Origin of the sequence: Alkalihalobacillus pseudalcaliphilus (assembly GCF_028610675.1) — a bacterium.
Taxonomy (GTDB): Bacteria; Bacillota; Bacilli; order Bacillales; family Bacillaceae_D; genus Alkalihalobacillus; species Alkalihalobacillus pseudalcaliphilus.
The window spans coordinates 606,490-624,490 of the sequence record NZ_JAQQWS010000001.1 but is presented as its reverse complement, the minus strand read 5'-3'; the positions used below and the strand labels follow the sequence as shown (position 1 = coordinate 624,490).

The following is an 18,001-nucleotide window of genomic DNA, read 5'->3' as shown; positions in this document are numbered from 1 at the left end:
ATGTTTCAGATATTTAATTATTCTCATGATTATGTTGCTCTGACTTTGGATTCTTTTTCGCATTCATCACATGAATCAAAACATAGTTAATTAATACGATGACGGGGATAAAATAAATTAAGTTATAAATCCCTAAATTGATGAAGAATGGTATAGACTGATTTTGAAAAATGCCATTGTCAAGACTGTAAACGATTGGTGTAGCTGAAACTAAAATAAACGCAGTGATAGCAGATGAAACAGCTAATGCGATATACTTATGATTTTTCATTTTCATCACGATTAAACTAGTTACAACCGAAACGATAAAAGCTACACAAATAACAATCAATAGTATAGGGTTCAAGAGAATCCCTCCCATTTAAAATGTCGAACGATGTATGTAATCATTATATACTACTAATCCCTTTAAGAAAGAGAAACAAGCTATTTGACCATTTTATGTCATATTTTATGATTTGTCCAAGTTGAACAAGCCCAAAATTGGAAGAAAAAAGAATAGGTAAGATATCCAATTAAACTAGATGGGAAAGGCTGAAACATGAAAACGGCAAAATAATGCTCAATCACATCAAATGTGTATTCCATATTTCGATAACGACTTAAGTATAATTTAGACAAATAAGTTATCACACAAGGAGACTAAATTGAAAATTACTTACGATCACAAACGAGGAAAGAGCGCTTATCCTCAAGGCTTACTCCAACGGGAGCGTCATGGTTGAGCCCTGTTGTTTCAAACGATTTGAAGAGGCAGCGCCGTTTCGTTTTTCAAGCTGACATGCAATTTATGCCTGAACGTTCGCCATGATAAACTGCCCATGGTAAGCGTGTTTTGTCAACAGTGATCGTTTTCGAATCAATCGAAAGAAGCATCTTTGTCATCTTTAACTACACGTGTAGCACGATACTTGTCAACAATGACGTAAAAAAATACGCTTTATAATGGCGTAAGCAAGTGCTTTCATGTGCTTTGACAGTGACGAATGCAGTGGAAATGAGTCCAATACTTGGGCCGACATCGGCTGCGTGACGCAAACTTTTCAATTCATTTGTTGGAGCACTAATCAAATTCGAAATAACTGTAGAAACCGTGCATTTTCTGGCTGTATCGGTGTGGTTGAACTCCGTAAAAATCGCCTAAAGTTCTACTTTTGAAAGAAAGTTTTGAATTAATTTGTGGGACGTGGTATTTTGTTCGTGAGAGATTCCTCGTTTCGTAAATGTTGGTGTGGTAACTACACTGTACAAGAGGGACCTCTTTTTACATTCGTTTTTTGGTAGAAATTAGATAATCAACAGACGTGATAATCTATATTAATAATTCCTTTACTCGAGGTGCTTTGACTTGGAGCCTCTATGGTCAAGTGTACTGGCAGTGGATTGCCTGGCAACGGAGCCTAACATGACCACATCTCCATGTAAAGGTGTGCAGAAGCGGTTGCAATTACCATTAATATGAATTATGGGTGGCAATGGTAAATTGATGGCGTAAGAGGGTAAAATATTTGTCACTCGGTGGTAAATAAGATGGCAGAGGTGGTTTATTCCGTTGGCCGTATTCAAAATTGCCGATGTAATTCAAGTTTGAAAAATCATTTGATAGAGAGTCTAACTATGATGATTGTTATAATGTAGCAAATAGTATTTGGGATAATTTCCATTTTTTTATAAAAAATGGAAATTAACAGTTGTAATAAATTGTAATTTTGATATAATAGTGATAGTACAGTAACACCATTGTATAGTTTCATATAATAAAGCACTTAACTTACAAGTGGAAAAATATATTCATAATTGAACATGTAGGAGGGTTGTATGCTTAATATTCAGAATATTACTTATTGTTACACAAAAAAAAATACGGTTCTAAACAACGTTAGTTTTAAGGTAAATAAGGGAGAACTATTAACAATTGCTGGTCCTAATGGAAGTGGAAAAACAACGCTTATTAAGTTAATAGTAGATTTAATTAAAATTCAAGAGGGGTCTATTACCATTAATAAAACTTCTCATGATAATCCATCGGCTAAAAAAGAAATTATATATTTATCTAGTGAGGATTTTTTACCGGATTTTTTAACAGGGAAAGAATATATAGAAATGATATGTGATTTTTATGATACATCATTGGACAAAGAAAAGTTATCTCGTTTAGCAGAGTATTATTCATTAGATTCTAAATTAGATCAATTGATAGAAAGTTACTCTCATGGAATGAGGAAAAAGATTCAATTAGTTAGTGCATTTATGATTAATAATAAAATTATTATTATTGATGAAACATTGAATGGTATCGATGTAGAAGCAAAAGAAGCAACCAAACTATTATTTGAACAATACAAACGACGTGGTGGTTCCATAATAATGTGTACCCATGATTTAGAACTAGTTGAAGAGATAGGATATAGGGTGTTACTTATAAATAATGGTGTAATATACATTGATGATTTTATTGAAAATATTCTCAAAATTGGTTCTAGTTTAACGAATGTTTTTAAAGAACTAATAGATTATGAGGGCATGAAAAATGAAATTGAAAAATATTTTTAATTTACAAAAGCTATATTTCTTATTTATTTCAAGAAGAATACTAAGTGTGGGTATATTAAAAGAGAAAATATTTAAAGTTCTCATCTTTATTGCTATAGCAGTAACTATTACGGTAAGCACAGTTTTTCTATATTTTTTTTTAGATGACACCGATGTTTCTGGACAAATTAACTTTATATATTTTGTTATTAAAATGCAAGGTGTAAATATTATCGTTTGGACGATGATTATATTCCTTTTTACTAGAATTATTTTCCTGAAAAAAGGGGATTTCTTAAATATAACAAATCAGTTGCCAATTACACATAATGAAAGAAATAGTTCATTCATATTTTTTGAATTGCTTATGTCTTTAACCATTATTTTTCTAATTAGTATGGCCGTTATTATTGCAATAGTATTACGCACTGACATTCACTATATTCCTTTACTAATTTGTACAGTTATTTTTACAAGTTTAACAGGATATTTATTATTACAATTAATTAATTCTATAATTCTATATACATTAAATGTAATTAAATTAGAAAAAGTAAGTTCTCTCGTTTCAATTCTAGGTTTTATAGTTATATTGGTAATATTATATCTAGATATAGTGAAGTCTATAACTAATATAAATTATAACACTGCTGATTTTAGTCACTGGTCCCAATTTTATATAGAAATGTATAGTAATTATGGGTTTGTTGTTACATTCTTAATTTTTGTAACAATCAGTTTTTTACTATTACTGTTCATTCTTTATATCCCAAATAATTTCGGTTCAGAAGATAATCATTATATAAAAATTAAACAGCCTATTAAATTTAGACTAACTATGTTTAATTTATATATTTTACAAATATCGAGAAGAGTGGAAAACCTAACAATTCTTATAATTGCCTATTTTTTAGCAATCTCTTTACTTTTTCTAGATATATTGAATCCATTATATGCCATGTTTTTAGTAACTACATCAGGACTCTATATTTATACTCAAACTGATGCAATTAGAATAAATTACTATAGATTTAACTATAGTGCAATTAAAGATTATCTAAATCTAATTACCAGTCAATATATATATATATTAATAACGTCATTACCAATATTGATATTAGGGCTTCTTATAAATAAAGGTAACTTTAATCTTTATGATACTCTAATTATTTTTGGTCAATTAGTTTTAATAATTATACTTGCAACTTTAATTGGAATTTTATTCCCGGCAAAAAAGGACAACCCATTCTCACCGTTTATTGGATTTTTAATAATGGTAATAATTTCAGGGTTTATATCATTAATATTACAATTCTTAGATTTATCAAATCTGTACAATAGCATATTAATGCTGATTTTATATATTTTCGTTATATATATAAGTTGTTTGGGATTAATAAAACTAAAAGAGGAGTTTTTACATGAAGAAAGTTAATATTATCATTGGAACTCTAGTGATAGCTGTGATAAGTACGATAGTAATTTTAGTATTTAGTTTGATAACGCTGATGTTTACTCAAGATGAAGCTGGATATAAAACTTCATTTTTCAACACAGTGTTTGTGAATGTGGAGGAAAATACCGCAGACTGGGATTTATATACAACTCTAGGGGTGAATACTGATAATTTAGCACCTATTATTTTAACGACTATCTTTTTTTGGATTTTGTATTTAATTTTAACTAAGGTCTATTTAGAAAAAAAAAGAAAAGACAAAACGTAAAGTAAAAGATTATGGTAGATAAAAAAAATGATATTAATGCTATCAAATTTATTGATGTTATTAAGTACGTTCTAATTTATATGAAATGGTGCAATTATTTCTTTATCTTTTTCTTTATTGCTTCATTATTATTACTTTATATAAAAGTTAACATTATTTTATACACGTTAACCTATCTTTTAGGTGGAATATTATCAATTAGCATACATGAGTATATGCATATATTATTTATAAAAAAAATTACAAATAACAGTCATATTAGAATAAAAATTAATTCAAATCATTTTAGTATAATTCCTTGTGATAAAGTACATGGCTATAAATCCATTCTTATTGCATGTTCTGGTCCGATAGTATGCTTTCTTATAGCTGTATTTCTATACTTAATTAAACAATGGTTGTCTCTGGAAAGCTTTTTTATGGATTTACTTATTTTCTCCTATGCATGTCATATTTTCAGTATCCTACCTTTTTTTAAAGATGGGAGTATGATATTAAAAGAAGTGATTTATTATCTTTTGAAAGGAGGTGAAAAACAATGAATTATATCATGTCGAATTTATATGTTAAGAAAGAGAGCGCAAAAGATAAGATTATGCAATGGATTGAAAATTGGACACAGGGATATAATGGTCCACCATTCTGGTTTATTGTTTCATTAATTGTGTTAGCTGCTATCGCAATAATAGTAATAACAGCAGCAAGTATTTTCTGTATGCAAAAAGGTTATTCGTACTACGGTGTTGACTGGAAAAAAGGAAATGTAGGGCAAATTGGAGTAGGCTGTCTACGATAGAAAAGTAAACTATTTGCTAATTTAATGCTAGTAAAGTTTCGTGGACACTTTTCGGTTAAATTCCTACAATTAAATCTAGAAGAGTGTCCAATGAAACATAAGTAAACAGGAATCGATATAAGTGATCACTTTCAAAAAATGAATCGTTCTGTCTATCATTATTGTCAATGAGTAATAAATTTAAGTAGTGATATCCCATATCTGAAATAACCATATATAGATAGATTAATGAGAGTTGCTCTAATGTGACAATAACATTACTTAAATTTTCAAACAGCCTACTACGTTCAAATTAACTGATTAATTCAATACCCTGATCCACTTTAATTAATCCAATCACTCTTTATTAATATTACCGAAATTCTTACTTTTATACTCTTGAATAGCATCTACATAACTTTTATTATAACACTTTTTTTAATTTTATAAAACACATTCTCAAATTGGAGTCTGTCATGTATTTATGGGAGCTCTGTCTTACCTTTGATTTTCCTTCGTTTTTTCGTTCCAATAAATTTTTTCTATGAGGATTTATCAAACGTAACTATCTTCCAAGAATGCCTTTAGCTTATCCCACTGATTGCGACAGTACTTAATGTCTTGCCTTGGCATATCCAAACTGAATAAACATCAAGAATTGGCTTACTTTTTTTATAGACGCATTTCATGACATTCCTCTTACCATTTAATTTTTGTCGTCAGCTCTGCATTTTATTGCTCAAATGAAGAAACACGTTGTTCTAACTTTTCAGTTGTTGTCTGTGAAGTCGGTTTAATTGTTTTCATTCTTTTTTTATACACCGACCTTACTTAAAAAGGTGGAGTGTCTTCTAGTTACTCTATTTTATACCAGAGTTTTTCATAATTAAGTCGACTATAGTGGTTTAATTCTATACCTGCTAGTTTGGAATCAGCTACTACTTTTGAAGAAATAAGACGTTGGTAAAGAAAAATCATATAATCATGCTCTAATAGAAAGGCCTCTAACTTTCGTATTTCAGCATAGGCGTCAAAAGTAGAACGACTGGATATAACTTTTTCAACCATTTCGTTTATGACGGTTTGTATATGAGTGGGTAAGGTGTTATAAAGAAATGACCGACGAGCAGTAAATAAGTTTAAGAGCGAAACTAATCTGTTTTCTCCAACCATTATACCGGAAATGAGAATATCTGTTTGACTAAGCTTTTCCGGGTTTTCTAACTCTTCAATATTCACAATGTTAGTCTCCAAATGAATTCCTAGTTCTTTAAAAAGTTGTCTAAAAACCTTCAATTCATATTTGAAATAAGCATCATGTGCTAAATTCGTTGAAGTTAATCGGATAGTCTCTCCGATAAATCCGTTCTCTTTAAACCATTGTTTAGCTTTAGAGTCATTTACCTTTTGTCTAAGTGGTGAAGCATGTTCATCAATGAGACTATCCGGAAACCAAACGTCATGGCTGGGGTGATTTTGAAAAAGCTGCTGACGGTCAATCGCATAAGAAAGCATTTTTCTAAATTCAGGCTGCTGATGTTTTCCTTTTTTTTGATGGTTTACAAATAGAAAGGTTCCACCTAACTCTGGTTGATATGTTTCATATGTCGTAGTACTTTTCGTCTCCTCGCTTGTAATCTGAAAATAAACTTTTCTTTTTTTGTAAGGAGGGGTAGGGAGAGAAAATAAATGAATTTGGTCCAAAGATGGTTGATACCCGTAATAGTTTTGAAACGCATGTAAGGTAATCTGGTCTTTCAAATGTTTTTTGATTTGGTAAGGCCCCGTACCAATTGGATGCCATTGATAATGTCGTATATCCTGACGATAGCTTTGAGTATCGATAATCATGGCATTTTTGTCTGAAAATAGGTGTAAGAACAAATAATTGGGCTTTGTTAGCTGGACCGTAAAAGCCGTTTCTGAATGGACCTCTATCGATTCGATTTGTTTTAAGAGCTTTTGGTTCCAACCAGACCATTTCAATTGCCAAAGATGAAAATTTTCGATAATCGTTTGAGCTGTCAAACGTTTATGATTATGAAAAAGTACGCCTTTCCTTACATAAAAGCGCCATTTTGTCCCATCTTCTAAACACTGCCAATATTGAATGAGTTCAGGGATAAATTCATGGGTTCTATGATTGTATCGCACTAATGGGTTGAATATATGTTGAATGAGCTGACCTTCATGTCTAGTGGCCGCTTCAAAAGGTATTAAGGTACGTATGGGTCGATAATAGGGATAGCTTAGTGAATCTACTCCATTTTTCCTTGACCAAATCATTTGGTTTCCAAGTATCTCCACGATTTGTTTATGATCCCAGCCATTGTCTTTAAGATATTTCATTGCTTCATCTGTTTTTCCTTTTTCAATAAGGAATTGAACCTGAATTTGCTGCATGTCCTCTAATGTTTTTACAAGTATAAGAGTTGATGGCTTTGACCTACCAGCACTAGGTAGCCATTGTAGCCATTGCTTGGCGCCCATTTGCTTTAAAAGTGATTTCGCATAACGTTCTGTACATTGTAGGATATTCGCAATTTCAGATATATAAATTTTAATCGAAGTTCCTTTTATTGATTGACATAAAGTCACGTAATGCTGAGCTAACCTCATAGTTGTACCTCCACAAAGAAAAGGTGATATTTTTTCTGCTTAATTTATGCTCTTTTTCTTCCTCTTTTTTATTTGTATCATGAAATAGTGAGAATAGAAAGAAAAAATAAGGGAGTGACATATTAATGGGGGTCAAACAGCTAGAGAATCGTGTGTTGATTAATGGTAGTGAGCCTACTTTATGGAGAAATAAAAATTTCCTCTTATTATGGGCCAGTCAAATTTCATCTGGAATTGGATTTCAAATATATAATATTGTGATGCCACTTCTCATTTATTCAATGTCTCAAAGTGCATTGGCTATGAGTGGAATGAGAGTGATGGAAATACTTCCAAATGTTTTTTTAGGAATGATTGCTGGGGTCATCGTCGACAGGTTTAAGAGAAAATTAATTATGAGCTGGGCGATTATTTTAAAAGGATTTGCTATCGGATTAATCACCTTTTCGCTATTTACGGGTCAATTGCAGCTGTGGTCTTTATTTTTATTAGGCTTTCTTTTTGCGAGTTCTGGTTATTTTTATGGAAACGCCTTACACTCTATTATCCCACAATTGATGGATAAACGGTTTTTAACTGAAGCCAATGCAAAATTGAGTTTTACGAGTACATTTATTAGTATGATTGGACCAGGTGTTGTCGGCATATTTTTGGTCCTTTCAAGCTTCACTGGCTTATTTTTTGTTCAATTATTGCTCGTGTTATTGATGGGTTTTTTTATATTAAATATGAAGGTATCTGAGCGCCCGAGACAACAAAGCACCTTTTCTTTCTGGAAGGACCTATTGGAGGGCCTTAAAGAGCTATTTGCAAATAAAACATTACTAACACCAACGATCGCGATTCTCTTTATAAATTTAGCTTCAAGTATGACAATGGGAGTTTTAATCTTTTTTGCTGTAGACACGTTAGGTACGACTGAGGTAGAAGTTGGATATATGATGAGTTTAGGCGCCATTGGTGGATTAGTTGGAGCTGTTTTGATTAAGAAAGTAGCAACATTTCTTCCAAGAGGTAAAATGTTCACCTATGCTTTATTGATTGATGTGACAGGTTTTATATTATTATTATTTGCTCAAATCTGGTGGTTTATAGGTATTACGCTCATGTTACGCACTTTTGCGGTGACCATTATTAACATCAATTATTTGGCGATTCGACAAGAGTTTACGCCTAATCATTTGTTAGGAAGGGTAGCTGGTACCTCATCCACTTTAATGAAACTCGCTATGCCGATCGGTTTTTTACTCGGGGGCTTATGGGTAGAGTGGTTTCAAGTTCAAACCTTATTTATGATGACAGCTTGTATCATTTTGGCTATCTTTGTAAGTCTCATTCGGACCACTTTTTATCAGTTGAAATAATGAGCCCCGCATCTATATGGGCACAAAAACTCTGCGATTTACATATGATAAGGTGCATAGTAATCATTGTAGGGAGGTTGCATGGCTATGTATCATCATCTCGTAAAGCCAGGAGAGACCTTATGGCAAATTTCTTTAGATTATCGAACACCTCTAGAAAACATTATACAAGCTAATTCTGGAATCAATCCCAATTATTTAACGATTGGTCAAGCACTTGTCATACCGGGATTTCCAGATCCTACAACATTACCATATGAGATCAAAGTGTCTTTGACGAATCATCGACTATCTTTATTTCAACATGGTTCTTTAGTGAAAGAATACCCGATCGCTGTTGGGAAAATGTTGACACGAACCCCGACAGGTCAATTTATCATTCTTAATAAAGCTCCTAACCCGGGTGGACCATATGGTACGATGTGGATGTCATTATCCAAACAAGGCTATGGTATTCATGGTACGAACAACCCAAGCTCAATCGGCCATTCCGTTTCACATGGGTGTATACGAATGCATAATCATGATGTAGAAGAATTAGCGAGTATGGTACCAATTGGAACACGTGTTATCATCGGACATTAACCGATAAAAAAGGCATGAAATTATGCCTTTTTTTGTTCGGTAAGTTGTTTATATGTTTCGTTTACAAAGCGGTTGTAGTACTCGATTGGTTTAATAAGTTTTTTCATTTCCACCTGAGCTTTTTTAGCAAGAGTTACTGCCTTTGTATGGTCACCAAGCTTCTCATAACATAATGCTTGGTAAGAATATCTTGGTACTAACAGTGATTGATCGAGTTCTAATAAACTGCCTAAATCTTTTTGCTCTAAGTCTTTAAAAGAAAGTAATGCTTTCTCATATTGACCAAGCCCGTACAACGCTTTACCAGTCTCTAATTCTTCAATATACAGAACATCGTCATCAAAGAGCTTTTGTAGTTCGTCAGTAAAGGTGAGGGCTTTTGTGTAATCGTGATAATACTCGTTGTAAATATGGGCTTTCAAAAAAAGACTAAAACCTATCATATTTTTGTCTTCAAAAAGGTCACATAACAAATCTAATTTGGTTAAATAGTGAATCATGCGCTCTTCTTGTTGATCAATCATTGAAAAGATAATTGCAATACGATAATATTCATCCATTCGATAGAAATGCTTATGTTTCGTTTGATATATGATATTCTCATCGACTTTACTGAGCGCTTCCTCAATCTCTCCTACAAAGATTAAACAGCCAACTTCATGATAACGAAAGCCTAACTCATGAATAATGTCTAGTTCGATATGAGCATCTTCATATTCTTGTCTTTTCTCACGTAAGTAAGCTAACGATTGATCATATTTCTTCTCCCACATAAAAATAGCAATTTTAAATAAATCGAGTGGGGCAATCTCATTATATAAATGCATCGATTGAAAATAGCTTTCAGCAAGTTGTAAATAATCCTGCCACCCTTTGTCTTTTTCCATATAAAGAGATTTGGCATAAACAGTTGCCAGCGTAGCAAGTTCATAGGAATGGACTTTTTCCACACTTAAATAAGGTTCAAGTAGTTGAATGACCTCATTAAAAGCCCGATTCTTATAGAGTTCATGTGCATTTAAAATCATTTTTCGTAAATCATAAATGGAGTGTTCTTCTAATAAAGTATTAATCTCGACTCCAAGTACTTTTGCGATATGGTGTAAGCTGTCCATCGAAGGTTGTGCTTTATCATTTTCAATCAAACTTAGCATTCCCTTTGTTAAATGGTTACCAGCGATATCTGTAAGTGTTTTCTTTTGATGCTTTCGTATTTGACGAATTCGACTTCCGAGAGTAGAGCTCATTAAACCATTCCTTCCATAAATTGAAACTTTAACCACTCGTTTTCGTAAGTAAGCTGATAGCATAACTGATAAGTTCAATTTTATTAAACTTTTGCTTGAATGTGAAGAGGGAATATGATAAGTTTAATTTAATTAAAAAGTTTAATTATATTAAACTATAGGGAGTGATTGTATATGAATGAAGAACAAAAAATCCGTCGAGCTACTTATCATCTATGGACGTTTGGTTTTAGTAAGCTCATCTCAACATTTGGAAATAGCATTTATGTGTTTGGGATTAGTCTTTATATTTTGACTTTGACAGGTTCGGCGATGAATTTTGCTGTCAATATGTTGTGCTCTGTGTTACCAAGAACGATCCTGGCACCCTTTGTTGGTTATATGGCTGACCGTTACTCGAAAAAAGCCCTTATTATCATTTCACAATTAAGCTCTTTGCTCATAGTGATTGGTTTACTTATGTATAGTATTTGGTATGGAATTTCATTATTAGCTATTTACATAACGACTGTATTGTTAACCATTTCTTCTATGTTTACCGGGATTACGTTTACATCATCCATTACGAGATTAATAGATAGAGAGAGGATTCAAAAAGCGATGTCACTCAATCAAATGTCTGTTTCCATTTCGGCGATTGGAGGACCTGTAGTAGGGGGAATGTTATTCGCTTTTGCACCGATTGAAGCCTTCCTTACCATATTTATTGCTGCTTTTATTGTCGCGGTCATATTAGAAGCAACAATGAATTTTCGCTTATTTGAGGTCCAAAATGAGAATCAAATTACAGAAAAAGAATCTTTTTGGCAAGGCATGGGTGCCGGTATCAAATATGTGATGAATCAAAGAGTGCTGAAAATCATTTTTACTGTTGCGATATTTATCAATTTCTTTGCCGCAAGCTTGACGATAGGTTTACCTTATCTACTCATTGAACAATTACAAATTAATGCTGCCCACTTCGGCATGATTGAAGGAATTTTTGCAGGTGGACTATTGGTTGGGGCTTTATATTTTATGTTCAGAAAAGAAGTGCAATTTCCTCTAATCAGCGTGAAATTTGGTATAATCAGCTATGGACTCCTCATTATATTAATGGTTCTCCCTTTAATGATGGTATTTCCTTATTGGCTTCAGGTTTCCTATTATAGTTTATTAGCCTTATCAATTGGTTTTGCCTTAACGTATACAAATACACCAATTGGCGTGATGATGCAAAAGATGATCGATGAAGATTTAAAGGGAAGAGTTTTCGGAATTTTAGAAACGATCGCCCAGGCTTTGATGCCTATTAGCGTAATCATATATGGCATGTTATATGACCAAGTCGGTCCGTTTTGGGTATTAATTAGTTCAGGTGTATGTGTAATCCTATTAACGGTATTCCTAATACGTCCATCGATAATCAAATCCATTTATCCAGAGAAATACGGACTATCCATCCCTGTACCAGAAATTAGTAAGACAGATGTAGAAAAAAGAGATGCGTTGATTTAGGTGAGGAGAGTCAGATTGAGCAAACGCTGAATCGCGGGGTTGCCGGATAGAAAAAGAGAGAAGAAGCCCGAGCAAACGCTGAACCGCGGGGTTGCAGGCCGGAAAAGAGGAAGAACGCCCGAACAAACGCTGAATCACGGGGTTGCAGGTGGAAAAAGAGAGAGGAAGCCCGAGCAAACGCCGAATCGCGGGGTTGCAGGTGGAAAAAGAGAGAGAAATCCCGAGCAAACGCTGAATCACGGGGTTGCGTGCTGAAAAGTCGAGAGAAAGCCCGAGCAAACGCTGAATCACGGGGTTGCGAGCTGAAAAGTCGAGAGGAAGCCCGAGCAAACGCTGAATCACGGGGTTGCGTGCTGAAAAGTCGAGAGGAAGCCCGAGCAAACACCGAATCATGATTAAAACGCAGGCTATCGTCCTTAATGAACTTTCACAAAAGCTAAATAACAGAAGCCCGATTCACATCGCCACCAACAAACATGAAAGTAGCGTTCGCCTTCAACTGGTGGCATTTTGTTCATATGCCTTTGCTTCTTGGTTAATTAGCTTTTATTACTTTTCATTCATTTATTTTTGTATGTTATGTTGTTACTTCCTCGCTTTTCCTACAACATAGCACGGCTTTTGCTTGGCTTATGTTGTTACTTCCTCACTTTTCCTTACAACTTAACACTACTTTTACTCACCTAAAAGTGGACATTGTTAAAAAATCGTTTTTGAACATTCCTAGATTAGCATTTATATGTATGAGTAGTGTACAAGCCAAGAAGCCTGCAACAACCCGAGCGGAGGGAATGGGGAGGCCGACTCCTGCAGGAGGAGAGGGCAGGCTGAGATCCAGCGGTGTAGCCGTTTAGCTCAGCGCCCGCCGGAGGGTGCGTGCCCCCCATTCCCGGAGCGATCTTCGAAGAAGAACACATGAGCATTAAGCAACTTTCATACAAAAAGTCTCATTACCAATTATCTATTTCAAACATCCATACAATAAATTCCCTTATTCCTGTTTATATTGAACGTTTAAAGGGAAAAATTCTTTGTACCCTTCATGCAAAAGTTGGGAATAGAGTAAAAGGTGTTGAGGCTTATGCAAGATAATCAAGTTACAGAAAAAAATGGAGCAGCATTTGTGTTATACGCTTCCGTACTTATTATTGTTTTATTTGTACTATGGGGGATTATCTCACCAACACATCTTGGAGAAACCTTTAATACAGTGCTCGATTGGATCATTGTGAACTTCGGTTGGTTTTATATGTTACTGGCCAGTTTATTTGTTTTATTCGGCTTTGTGATTGCGTTATCTCCTTTTGGGAAATTGAAATTAGGTAAAGAAGAAGACGAGCCTGAACATTCCTTTATTTCATGGGTCGGTATGTTATTCGCTGCCGGACTAGGTGTTGGTTTTGTGTTCTTTGGTGTAGCGGAACCAATTATTTATTATCTCGATACACCACCTGGTATTACACCAGGAACAACAGAAGCAGCAGAAGTTGGTTTGCGGTATGGTGTCTTTCATTGGGGTTTACATGCTTGGGGAGCATTTTCAGTCGTTGGTTTAACATTAGCCTATGTTCAATATCGAAAAAATCGTCCTGCCTTAATTAGTTCAGCTTTTTACCCGCTTTTAGGTAATAAGGTAAACGGTTGGCTGGGTAAAGGTATCGACTTACTTGCTGTTATTTCAACTTGTGCGGGTGTCGCTACAACATTTGGAATTAGTGCCATGCAAATTACAGGTGGTATTTCTTTTCTTACGCCACTATCTAACAGTATTCCTGTTCAATTAGCTGTTATTGTGATTATTACTTTCTTATTTTTATTTTCAGCTGTTGTTGGGATTGATAAAGGAATTAAAAGATTAACAAACTTGAATTTGGTTTTAGCTGGTCTATTATTAATCTTTGTTTTCTTTGCTACTTCATCTGTCACGTTATTGGAAAGTATGGTTACGACCTTTGGTGGATATGTCGCTAATATCGTTGATATGTCTTTAACAATGACGCCTTTTATTGAAAGCGAGTGGTTAGGAGCAAATACGATATTCTTTTGGGCTTGGCATATGTCTTGGTCCCCATTTGTTGGTTTATTTATTGCTAGGATTTCAAAAGGGAGATCGATTCGTGAATTTATAGCTGGTGTGTTATTAGTTCCGACAGTTCTTGCAGTCATTTGGTTTACTACATTTGGTGGAACGGCATTAGATATTGAAATGTCAGGAGCCTATCCACTTGCCGATGTTGCAACATCTGAAGTAGAGTTAACATTGTTTTACATGTTAGAGCAATTGCCTTTAACAACAATTTCTAGTATTCTTGCGATTATTGTTGTCGGTATTTTCTTTGTTACTTCTGCCGATTCAGCAGCGTTTGTACTTGGATCTATGACCTCTGGAGGAAAGTTAAATCCGAGTTTTAAATTGAAGATTTTATGGGGCGTTTTAATAGCAGGAACCGCTTCGGTGTTATTAATAAGTGGTGATGGTGGTCTCGATGCCTTACAAACAGCTGCAATATCAGCTGCCTTGCCATTTGCTTTTATTCTCATATTAATGCTTGTTTCTGTAACAATGATGATGTTTAGAGATTTAGATGCAGATAAGAATCGAAAACGCCGTATTAGAACAGATGAACTAAAAGAAATTATGAGAAAAGAAGCATATGATGAGTTAAGAGCAGAATTAACGGAGGAATGGCGTGAAGAATTAAGACGAGAGCTAAAAGCGATGGGGAGAAATAACGCAGAAATGATTCATTTCCAAACATCGGAGAATAGTGCGATTGTTGGGAAGTCACTTTCTGAAATTTCCTTTCCTCCTCATATTAATGTTAGTGCGATTGAACGTGGAGAAGAAATGTTGACGCCTTCTGGAAGTACGGAAATTCAAGCTAATGATTTTATGTATATACTTGTTCAAAGTGAGCAAAAGGATGCTTTATTAGATATTTTAAAAGAAACGAAGGATTGATTTACTGACATGAACTCTTATTGGTTTTAGCCAATAGGGGTTTTTGTGTTGTATGAAAGTTACTTAGGGGCGATGGGTTGTGCCTTGAAGTTAGCTGGTCATCCATCTTGCGATAGATGACCTTAACAGGACAGTGCTCCCTGTTTGTTAGGCTGACACCTGATGGTGATCGGGTTGTAAACGTGCCAACAGTTTAAAAAGTCGCCACTACTTTGATCTTTGTTGGTGACGAAGTGAATCGGGCTTCGCCATGTGGGTTTTATATGAAAGTTAGTGCTAATGCTCATGTATGTTGACCTTTCGGTCTTTGTTTTTGGTCCGTTTTTGAAAATCGAAACTTCACGTGAGCGTGAAGTAGCCAAGTGAGCTTGGCTAACGGTCCAAAAACACTTGGATATTAGATGCTAATCCTGATGAGTACTCTCTCTTTTTTTGTTGGTTGTGGCTGTTTGTGCGGTGCGCTGAAATTAGCTTTGAAGCACTCTTTGAGGTCTCCCCTAGTTGGGCAAGGTTACAGCTGAATTTGAGAATTCTCAAAACCCGAATTGAATAAAGTGCAAACTATAAAGGATACCACCACTTTCATATTTGATTGGTGGGTGAGGATGTGGGTTTTGTTTATTTGAGCTTAGTTTGAAAGGGCGTTTGGCTATGGAGCATTGTTCGTCGTCATCGAACATCACATTTTCCTTCCGATAGACTGGTTGTTGATTTATTTGGCTAAATAAGCTGGACCTTGTCTCTACGACAGTTGTTCAAAATTCCACTTGGTTACTGTTTTTTCCTGTGTCTATAGGCGATTTTTCTAAATTGTAATTGTAGAAAACAGGATTTTGCCAATCAATCGATTAAACGCTCGTTATTTTAATCACTTGAGCGTTTTTGTTATTCAGGTTTTTTATCGTTAAAAAGAGGGTTTTCGCCTTTTAATCGATAATATCCTTCTATCTGGATTTTTAGTAATTTGGAGGAGGGAGTGATCGTTAAAATGAAATACGATGCGATTGTTGTGGGAGCAGGTATTGCTGGTTTGGTTGCGTCGACGGAAATTGCTCAATCTGGTAAACGTGTATTGTTAGTAGAACAAGAACCTGAAGCCTCTCTAGGTGGACAAGCATGGTGGTCCTTTGGTGGTTTGTTTCTTGTTAATTCACCAGAGCAGCGTCGATTAGGTATTAAGGATTCTTATGAACTTGCCTGGCAAGATTGGATAGGAACGGCTGGTTTCGATCGTGTTGAAGATGAGTGGGCTAGAAAATGGGCACAAGCATATGTGGAATTTGCAACCTATCAAAAAAGAGACTGGTTACATGCAATGGGCGTTCGTTTTTTCCCTGTCGTTGGATGGGCAGAAAGAGGAGGTGGGTTAGCAAGTGGACATGGGAATTCTGTTCCTAGATTCCATATAGTTTGGGGAACAGGTCCGGGAATTTTAGCGCCTTTTGAGAAGAAACTAAAAGATTTTATCAAAGAAGGGACGATTACCTATTTACCTAGACACCAAGTCAATCATTTACTCAAAGATGTCGACAGAGTGTTTGGTATCGAAGGTAATATTTTAAAAGAGAGTCATGTACGACGAGGTGAAGCAAGCAACCGTGAAAAGGTTGGTCATTTTCACTTTGAGGCGGATGCCATTGTCATAGCTAGTGGTGGGATCGGTGGAAATTTGGAGTTAATAAGGAAATACTGGCCAACACGTCTCGGTGAAGCCCCGAAAAATATGATTATCGGGGTCCCTGCACATGTTGATGGAAGAATGATAGATGTAGCTGAGCAGTCTGGAGCCCACATCGTAAATAGAGATCGCATGTGGCATTATACGGAAGGCATTCAAAATTGGAACCCAGTTTGGGAAAAGCATGGTATACGCATTTTACCAGGACCTTCTTCGGTTTGGTTAACAGCAAAAGGTGAGAGAATGGGAGCACCTAATTTTCCAGGCTTTGATACGTTAAGTACTTTAGAAGCTATTCAAAAAAGTGGTTACGAATATACGTGGTTCATACTTACAGATTCTATTATTGAAAAAGAATTTGCTCTCTCTGGATCCGAGCAAAATCCAGATTTAACAAATAAAAGTATTCGACAAGTTTTAAAACGAGTTTTGCCTGGTCCTACACTAGCAGTAAAGGCTTTTTTGGAACATGGTGTGGATTTTGTGCAGGCTCAATCTTTAGAAGAATTGGTTTCGAAAATGAATGAACGAACAGGGGATTATCTACTTGATATCACATTGGTGAAAGAGCAAATTGAAGCGAGGGACCGTGAAGTTATGAATAAGTTTTCGAAAGATTTGCAAATACAAGCTATATTAAATGCGAGAAATTATAAAGGAGACCGTCTCGTACGAGTTGCCAAACCTCATCCCATTTTGAGTGGTGATCGTAAAAGGTTAATTGCTGTTAGATTAAACATTCTTAGTAGAAAAACTTTAGGGGGAATTCAGACAGATTTAGCTGGTCATGCTCTAAACGAAGATGGAGAGATTATCCAAGGCTTATTTGCCTGTGGGGAAGCTGCTGGGTTTGGCGGAGGAGGCATGCATGGTTATCGCTCTTTAGAAGGTACCTTTGTTGGGGGCTGTTTATTTACAGGGAAAGTCGTAGGAGAGACTATTTCAAAATTATAAGAAATGTGCCCTTTCATAAGAAGTATCACGGTTATCGCTACCTTTTTCTGTTTGAATATGATTC

General features: G+C 35.0%; 13 protein-coding genes. 9 read left to right on the top strand and 4 right to left on the bottom strand.

What is annotated here, in order from left to right; translation table 11 throughout:
• Window positions 1–13 precede the first annotated feature (13 nt).
• Window positions 14–346, bottom strand: coding sequence for a hypothetical protein (locus PQ479_RS03025; RefSeq protein WP_047989080.1), 333 nt, complete (start codon window positions 344–346; stop codon window positions 14–16).
• Window positions 347–1,818: 1,472 nt separating this feature from the next.
• Here PQ479_RS03025 and PQ479_RS03020 point away from each other — a divergent pair.
• The 4 genes from PQ479_RS03020 (at window position 1,819) to PQ479_RS03005 (ending at window position 5,052) form a co-directional block, all read left to right on the top strand.
• On the top strand, window positions 1,819–2,553 hold the full coding sequence (locus PQ479_RS03020) for an ABC transporter ATP-binding protein (RefSeq protein ID WP_047989081.1): 735 nt from the start codon (window positions 1,819–1,821) through the stop codon (window positions 2,551–2,553).
• Complete coding sequence (locus PQ479_RS03015; protein WP_273716752.1) at window positions 2,531–3,967, top strand: hypothetical protein; 1,437 nt, start codon at window positions 2,531–2,533, stop codon at window positions 3,965–3,967. Before PQ479_RS03020 ends, PQ479_RS03015 begins: the two co-directional genes overlap by 23 nt.
• Complete coding sequence (locus tag PQ479_RS03010) at window positions 3,954–4,256, top strand: hypothetical protein (RefSeq protein ID WP_047989083.1); 303 nt, start codon at window positions 3,954–3,956, stop codon at window positions 4,254–4,256. The genes PQ479_RS03015 and PQ479_RS03010 overlap by 14 nt, the downstream gene beginning before the upstream one ends.
• A gap of 538 nt (window positions 4,257–4,794) precedes the next feature.
• Window positions 4,795–5,052 (top strand): hypothetical protein, encoded by a 258-nt coding sequence (locus PQ479_RS03005; RefSeq protein ID WP_047989085.1) that lies wholly within the window; start codon window positions 4,795–4,797, stop codon window positions 5,050–5,052.
• An 834-nt stretch (window positions 5,053–5,886) separates the two neighbouring features.
• Here PQ479_RS03005 and PQ479_RS03000 read toward each other — a convergent pair.
• Complete coding sequence (locus PQ479_RS03000) at window positions 5,887–7,650, bottom strand: ABC transporter substrate-binding protein (RefSeq protein WP_047989086.1); 1,764 nt, start codon at window positions 7,648–7,650, stop codon at window positions 5,887–5,889.
• A gap of 125 nt (window positions 7,651–7,775) precedes the next feature.
• Here PQ479_RS03000 and PQ479_RS02995 point away from each other — a divergent pair, with 125 nt between their 5' ends.
• Both PQ479_RS02995 and PQ479_RS02990 read left to right on the top strand, forming a co-directional pair.
• Entirely contained in the window at window positions 7,776–9,014 is a 1,239-nt protein-coding gene (locus tag PQ479_RS02995; RefSeq protein ID WP_047989087.1) for an MFS transporter, read from the top strand.
• Window positions 9,015–9,101: 87 nt separating this feature from the next.
• Entirely contained in the window at window positions 9,102–9,599 is a 498-nt protein-coding gene (locus PQ479_RS02990) for a L,D-transpeptidase family protein (RefSeq protein WP_047989590.1), read from the top strand.
• Between the two features lie 20 nt (window positions 9,600–9,619).
• On the opposite strand, the gene PQ479_RS02985 is transcribed toward PQ479_RS02990, so the two are convergent.
• Entirely contained in the window at window positions 9,620–10,846 is a 1,227-nt protein-coding gene (locus tag PQ479_RS02985; protein WP_047989088.1) for a helix-turn-helix domain-containing protein, read from the bottom strand.
• Between the two features lie 174 nt (window positions 10,847–11,020).
• Here PQ479_RS02985 and PQ479_RS02980 point away from each other — a divergent pair, with 174 nt between their 5' ends.
• Window positions 11,021–12,343: an MFS transporter gene (locus PQ479_RS02980; RefSeq protein ID WP_047989089.1), complete on the top strand. Its 1,323-nt coding sequence runs from the start codon at window positions 11,021–11,023 to the stop codon at window positions 12,341–12,343.
• Here PQ479_RS02980 and PQ479_RS02975 read toward each other — a convergent pair.
• Window positions 12,281–12,724, bottom strand: coding sequence for a hypothetical protein (locus tag PQ479_RS02975; RefSeq protein WP_273716751.1), 444 nt, complete (start codon window positions 12,722–12,724; stop codon window positions 12,281–12,283). The genes PQ479_RS02980 and PQ479_RS02975 overlap by 63 nt on opposite strands.
• Before the next feature lie 700 nt (window positions 12,725–13,424).
• On the opposite strand from PQ479_RS02975, the gene PQ479_RS02970 reads away from it, so the two are divergent.
• Window positions 13,425–15,305, top strand: a complete 1,881-nt coding sequence (locus PQ479_RS02970; protein WP_047989092.1) for a BCCT family transporter — start codon at window positions 13,425–13,427, stop codon at window positions 15,303–15,305.
• A gap of 988 nt (window positions 15,306–16,293) precedes the next feature.
• Entirely contained in the window at window positions 16,294–17,937 is a 1,644-nt protein-coding gene (locus tag PQ479_RS02965) for an FAD-binding dehydrogenase (RefSeq protein WP_047989093.1), read from the top strand.
• The last annotated feature ends 64 nt before the right edge of the window (window positions 17,938–18,001 follow it).

Coding starts and splice junctions, on each gene's coding strand:
- PQ479_RS03020 (WP_047989081.1), top strand. CDS start 1,819: ATGCTTAATATTCAGAATATTACTTATTGTTACACAAAAAAAAATACG.
- PQ479_RS03015 (WP_273716752.1), top strand. CDS start 2,531: ATGAAATTGAAAAATATTTTTAATTTACAAAAGCTATATTTCTTATTT.
- PQ479_RS03010 (WP_047989083.1), top strand. CDS start 3,954: ATGAAGAAAGTTAATATTATCATTGGAACTCTAGTGATAGCTGTGATA.
- PQ479_RS03005 (WP_047989085.1), top strand. CDS start 4,795: ATGAATTATATCATGTCGAATTTATATGTTAAGAAAGAGAGCGCAAAA.
- PQ479_RS03000 (WP_047989086.1), bottom strand. CDS start 7,650: ATGAGGTTAGCTCAGCATTACGTGACTTTATGTCAATCAATAAAAGGA.
- PQ479_RS02995 (WP_047989087.1), top strand. CDS start 7,776: ATGGGGGTCAAACAGCTAGAGAATCGTGTGTTGATTAATGGTAGTGAG.
- PQ479_RS02990 (WP_047989590.1), top strand. CDS start 9,102: ATGTATCATCATCTCGTAAAGCCAGGAGAGACCTTATGGCAAATTTCT.
- PQ479_RS02985 (WP_047989088.1), bottom strand. CDS start 10,846: ATGAGCTCTACTCTCGGAAGTCGAATTCGTCAAATACGAAAGCATCAA.
- PQ479_RS02980 (WP_047989089.1), top strand. CDS start 11,021: ATGAATGAAGAACAAAAAATCCGTCGAGCTACTTATCATCTATGGACG.
- PQ479_RS02970 (WP_047989092.1), top strand. CDS start 13,425: ATGCAAGATAATCAAGTTACAGAAAAAAATGGAGCAGCATTTGTGTTA.
- PQ479_RS02965 (WP_047989093.1), top strand. CDS start 16,294: ATGAAATACGATGCGATTGTTGTGGGAGCAGGTATTGCTGGTTTGGTT.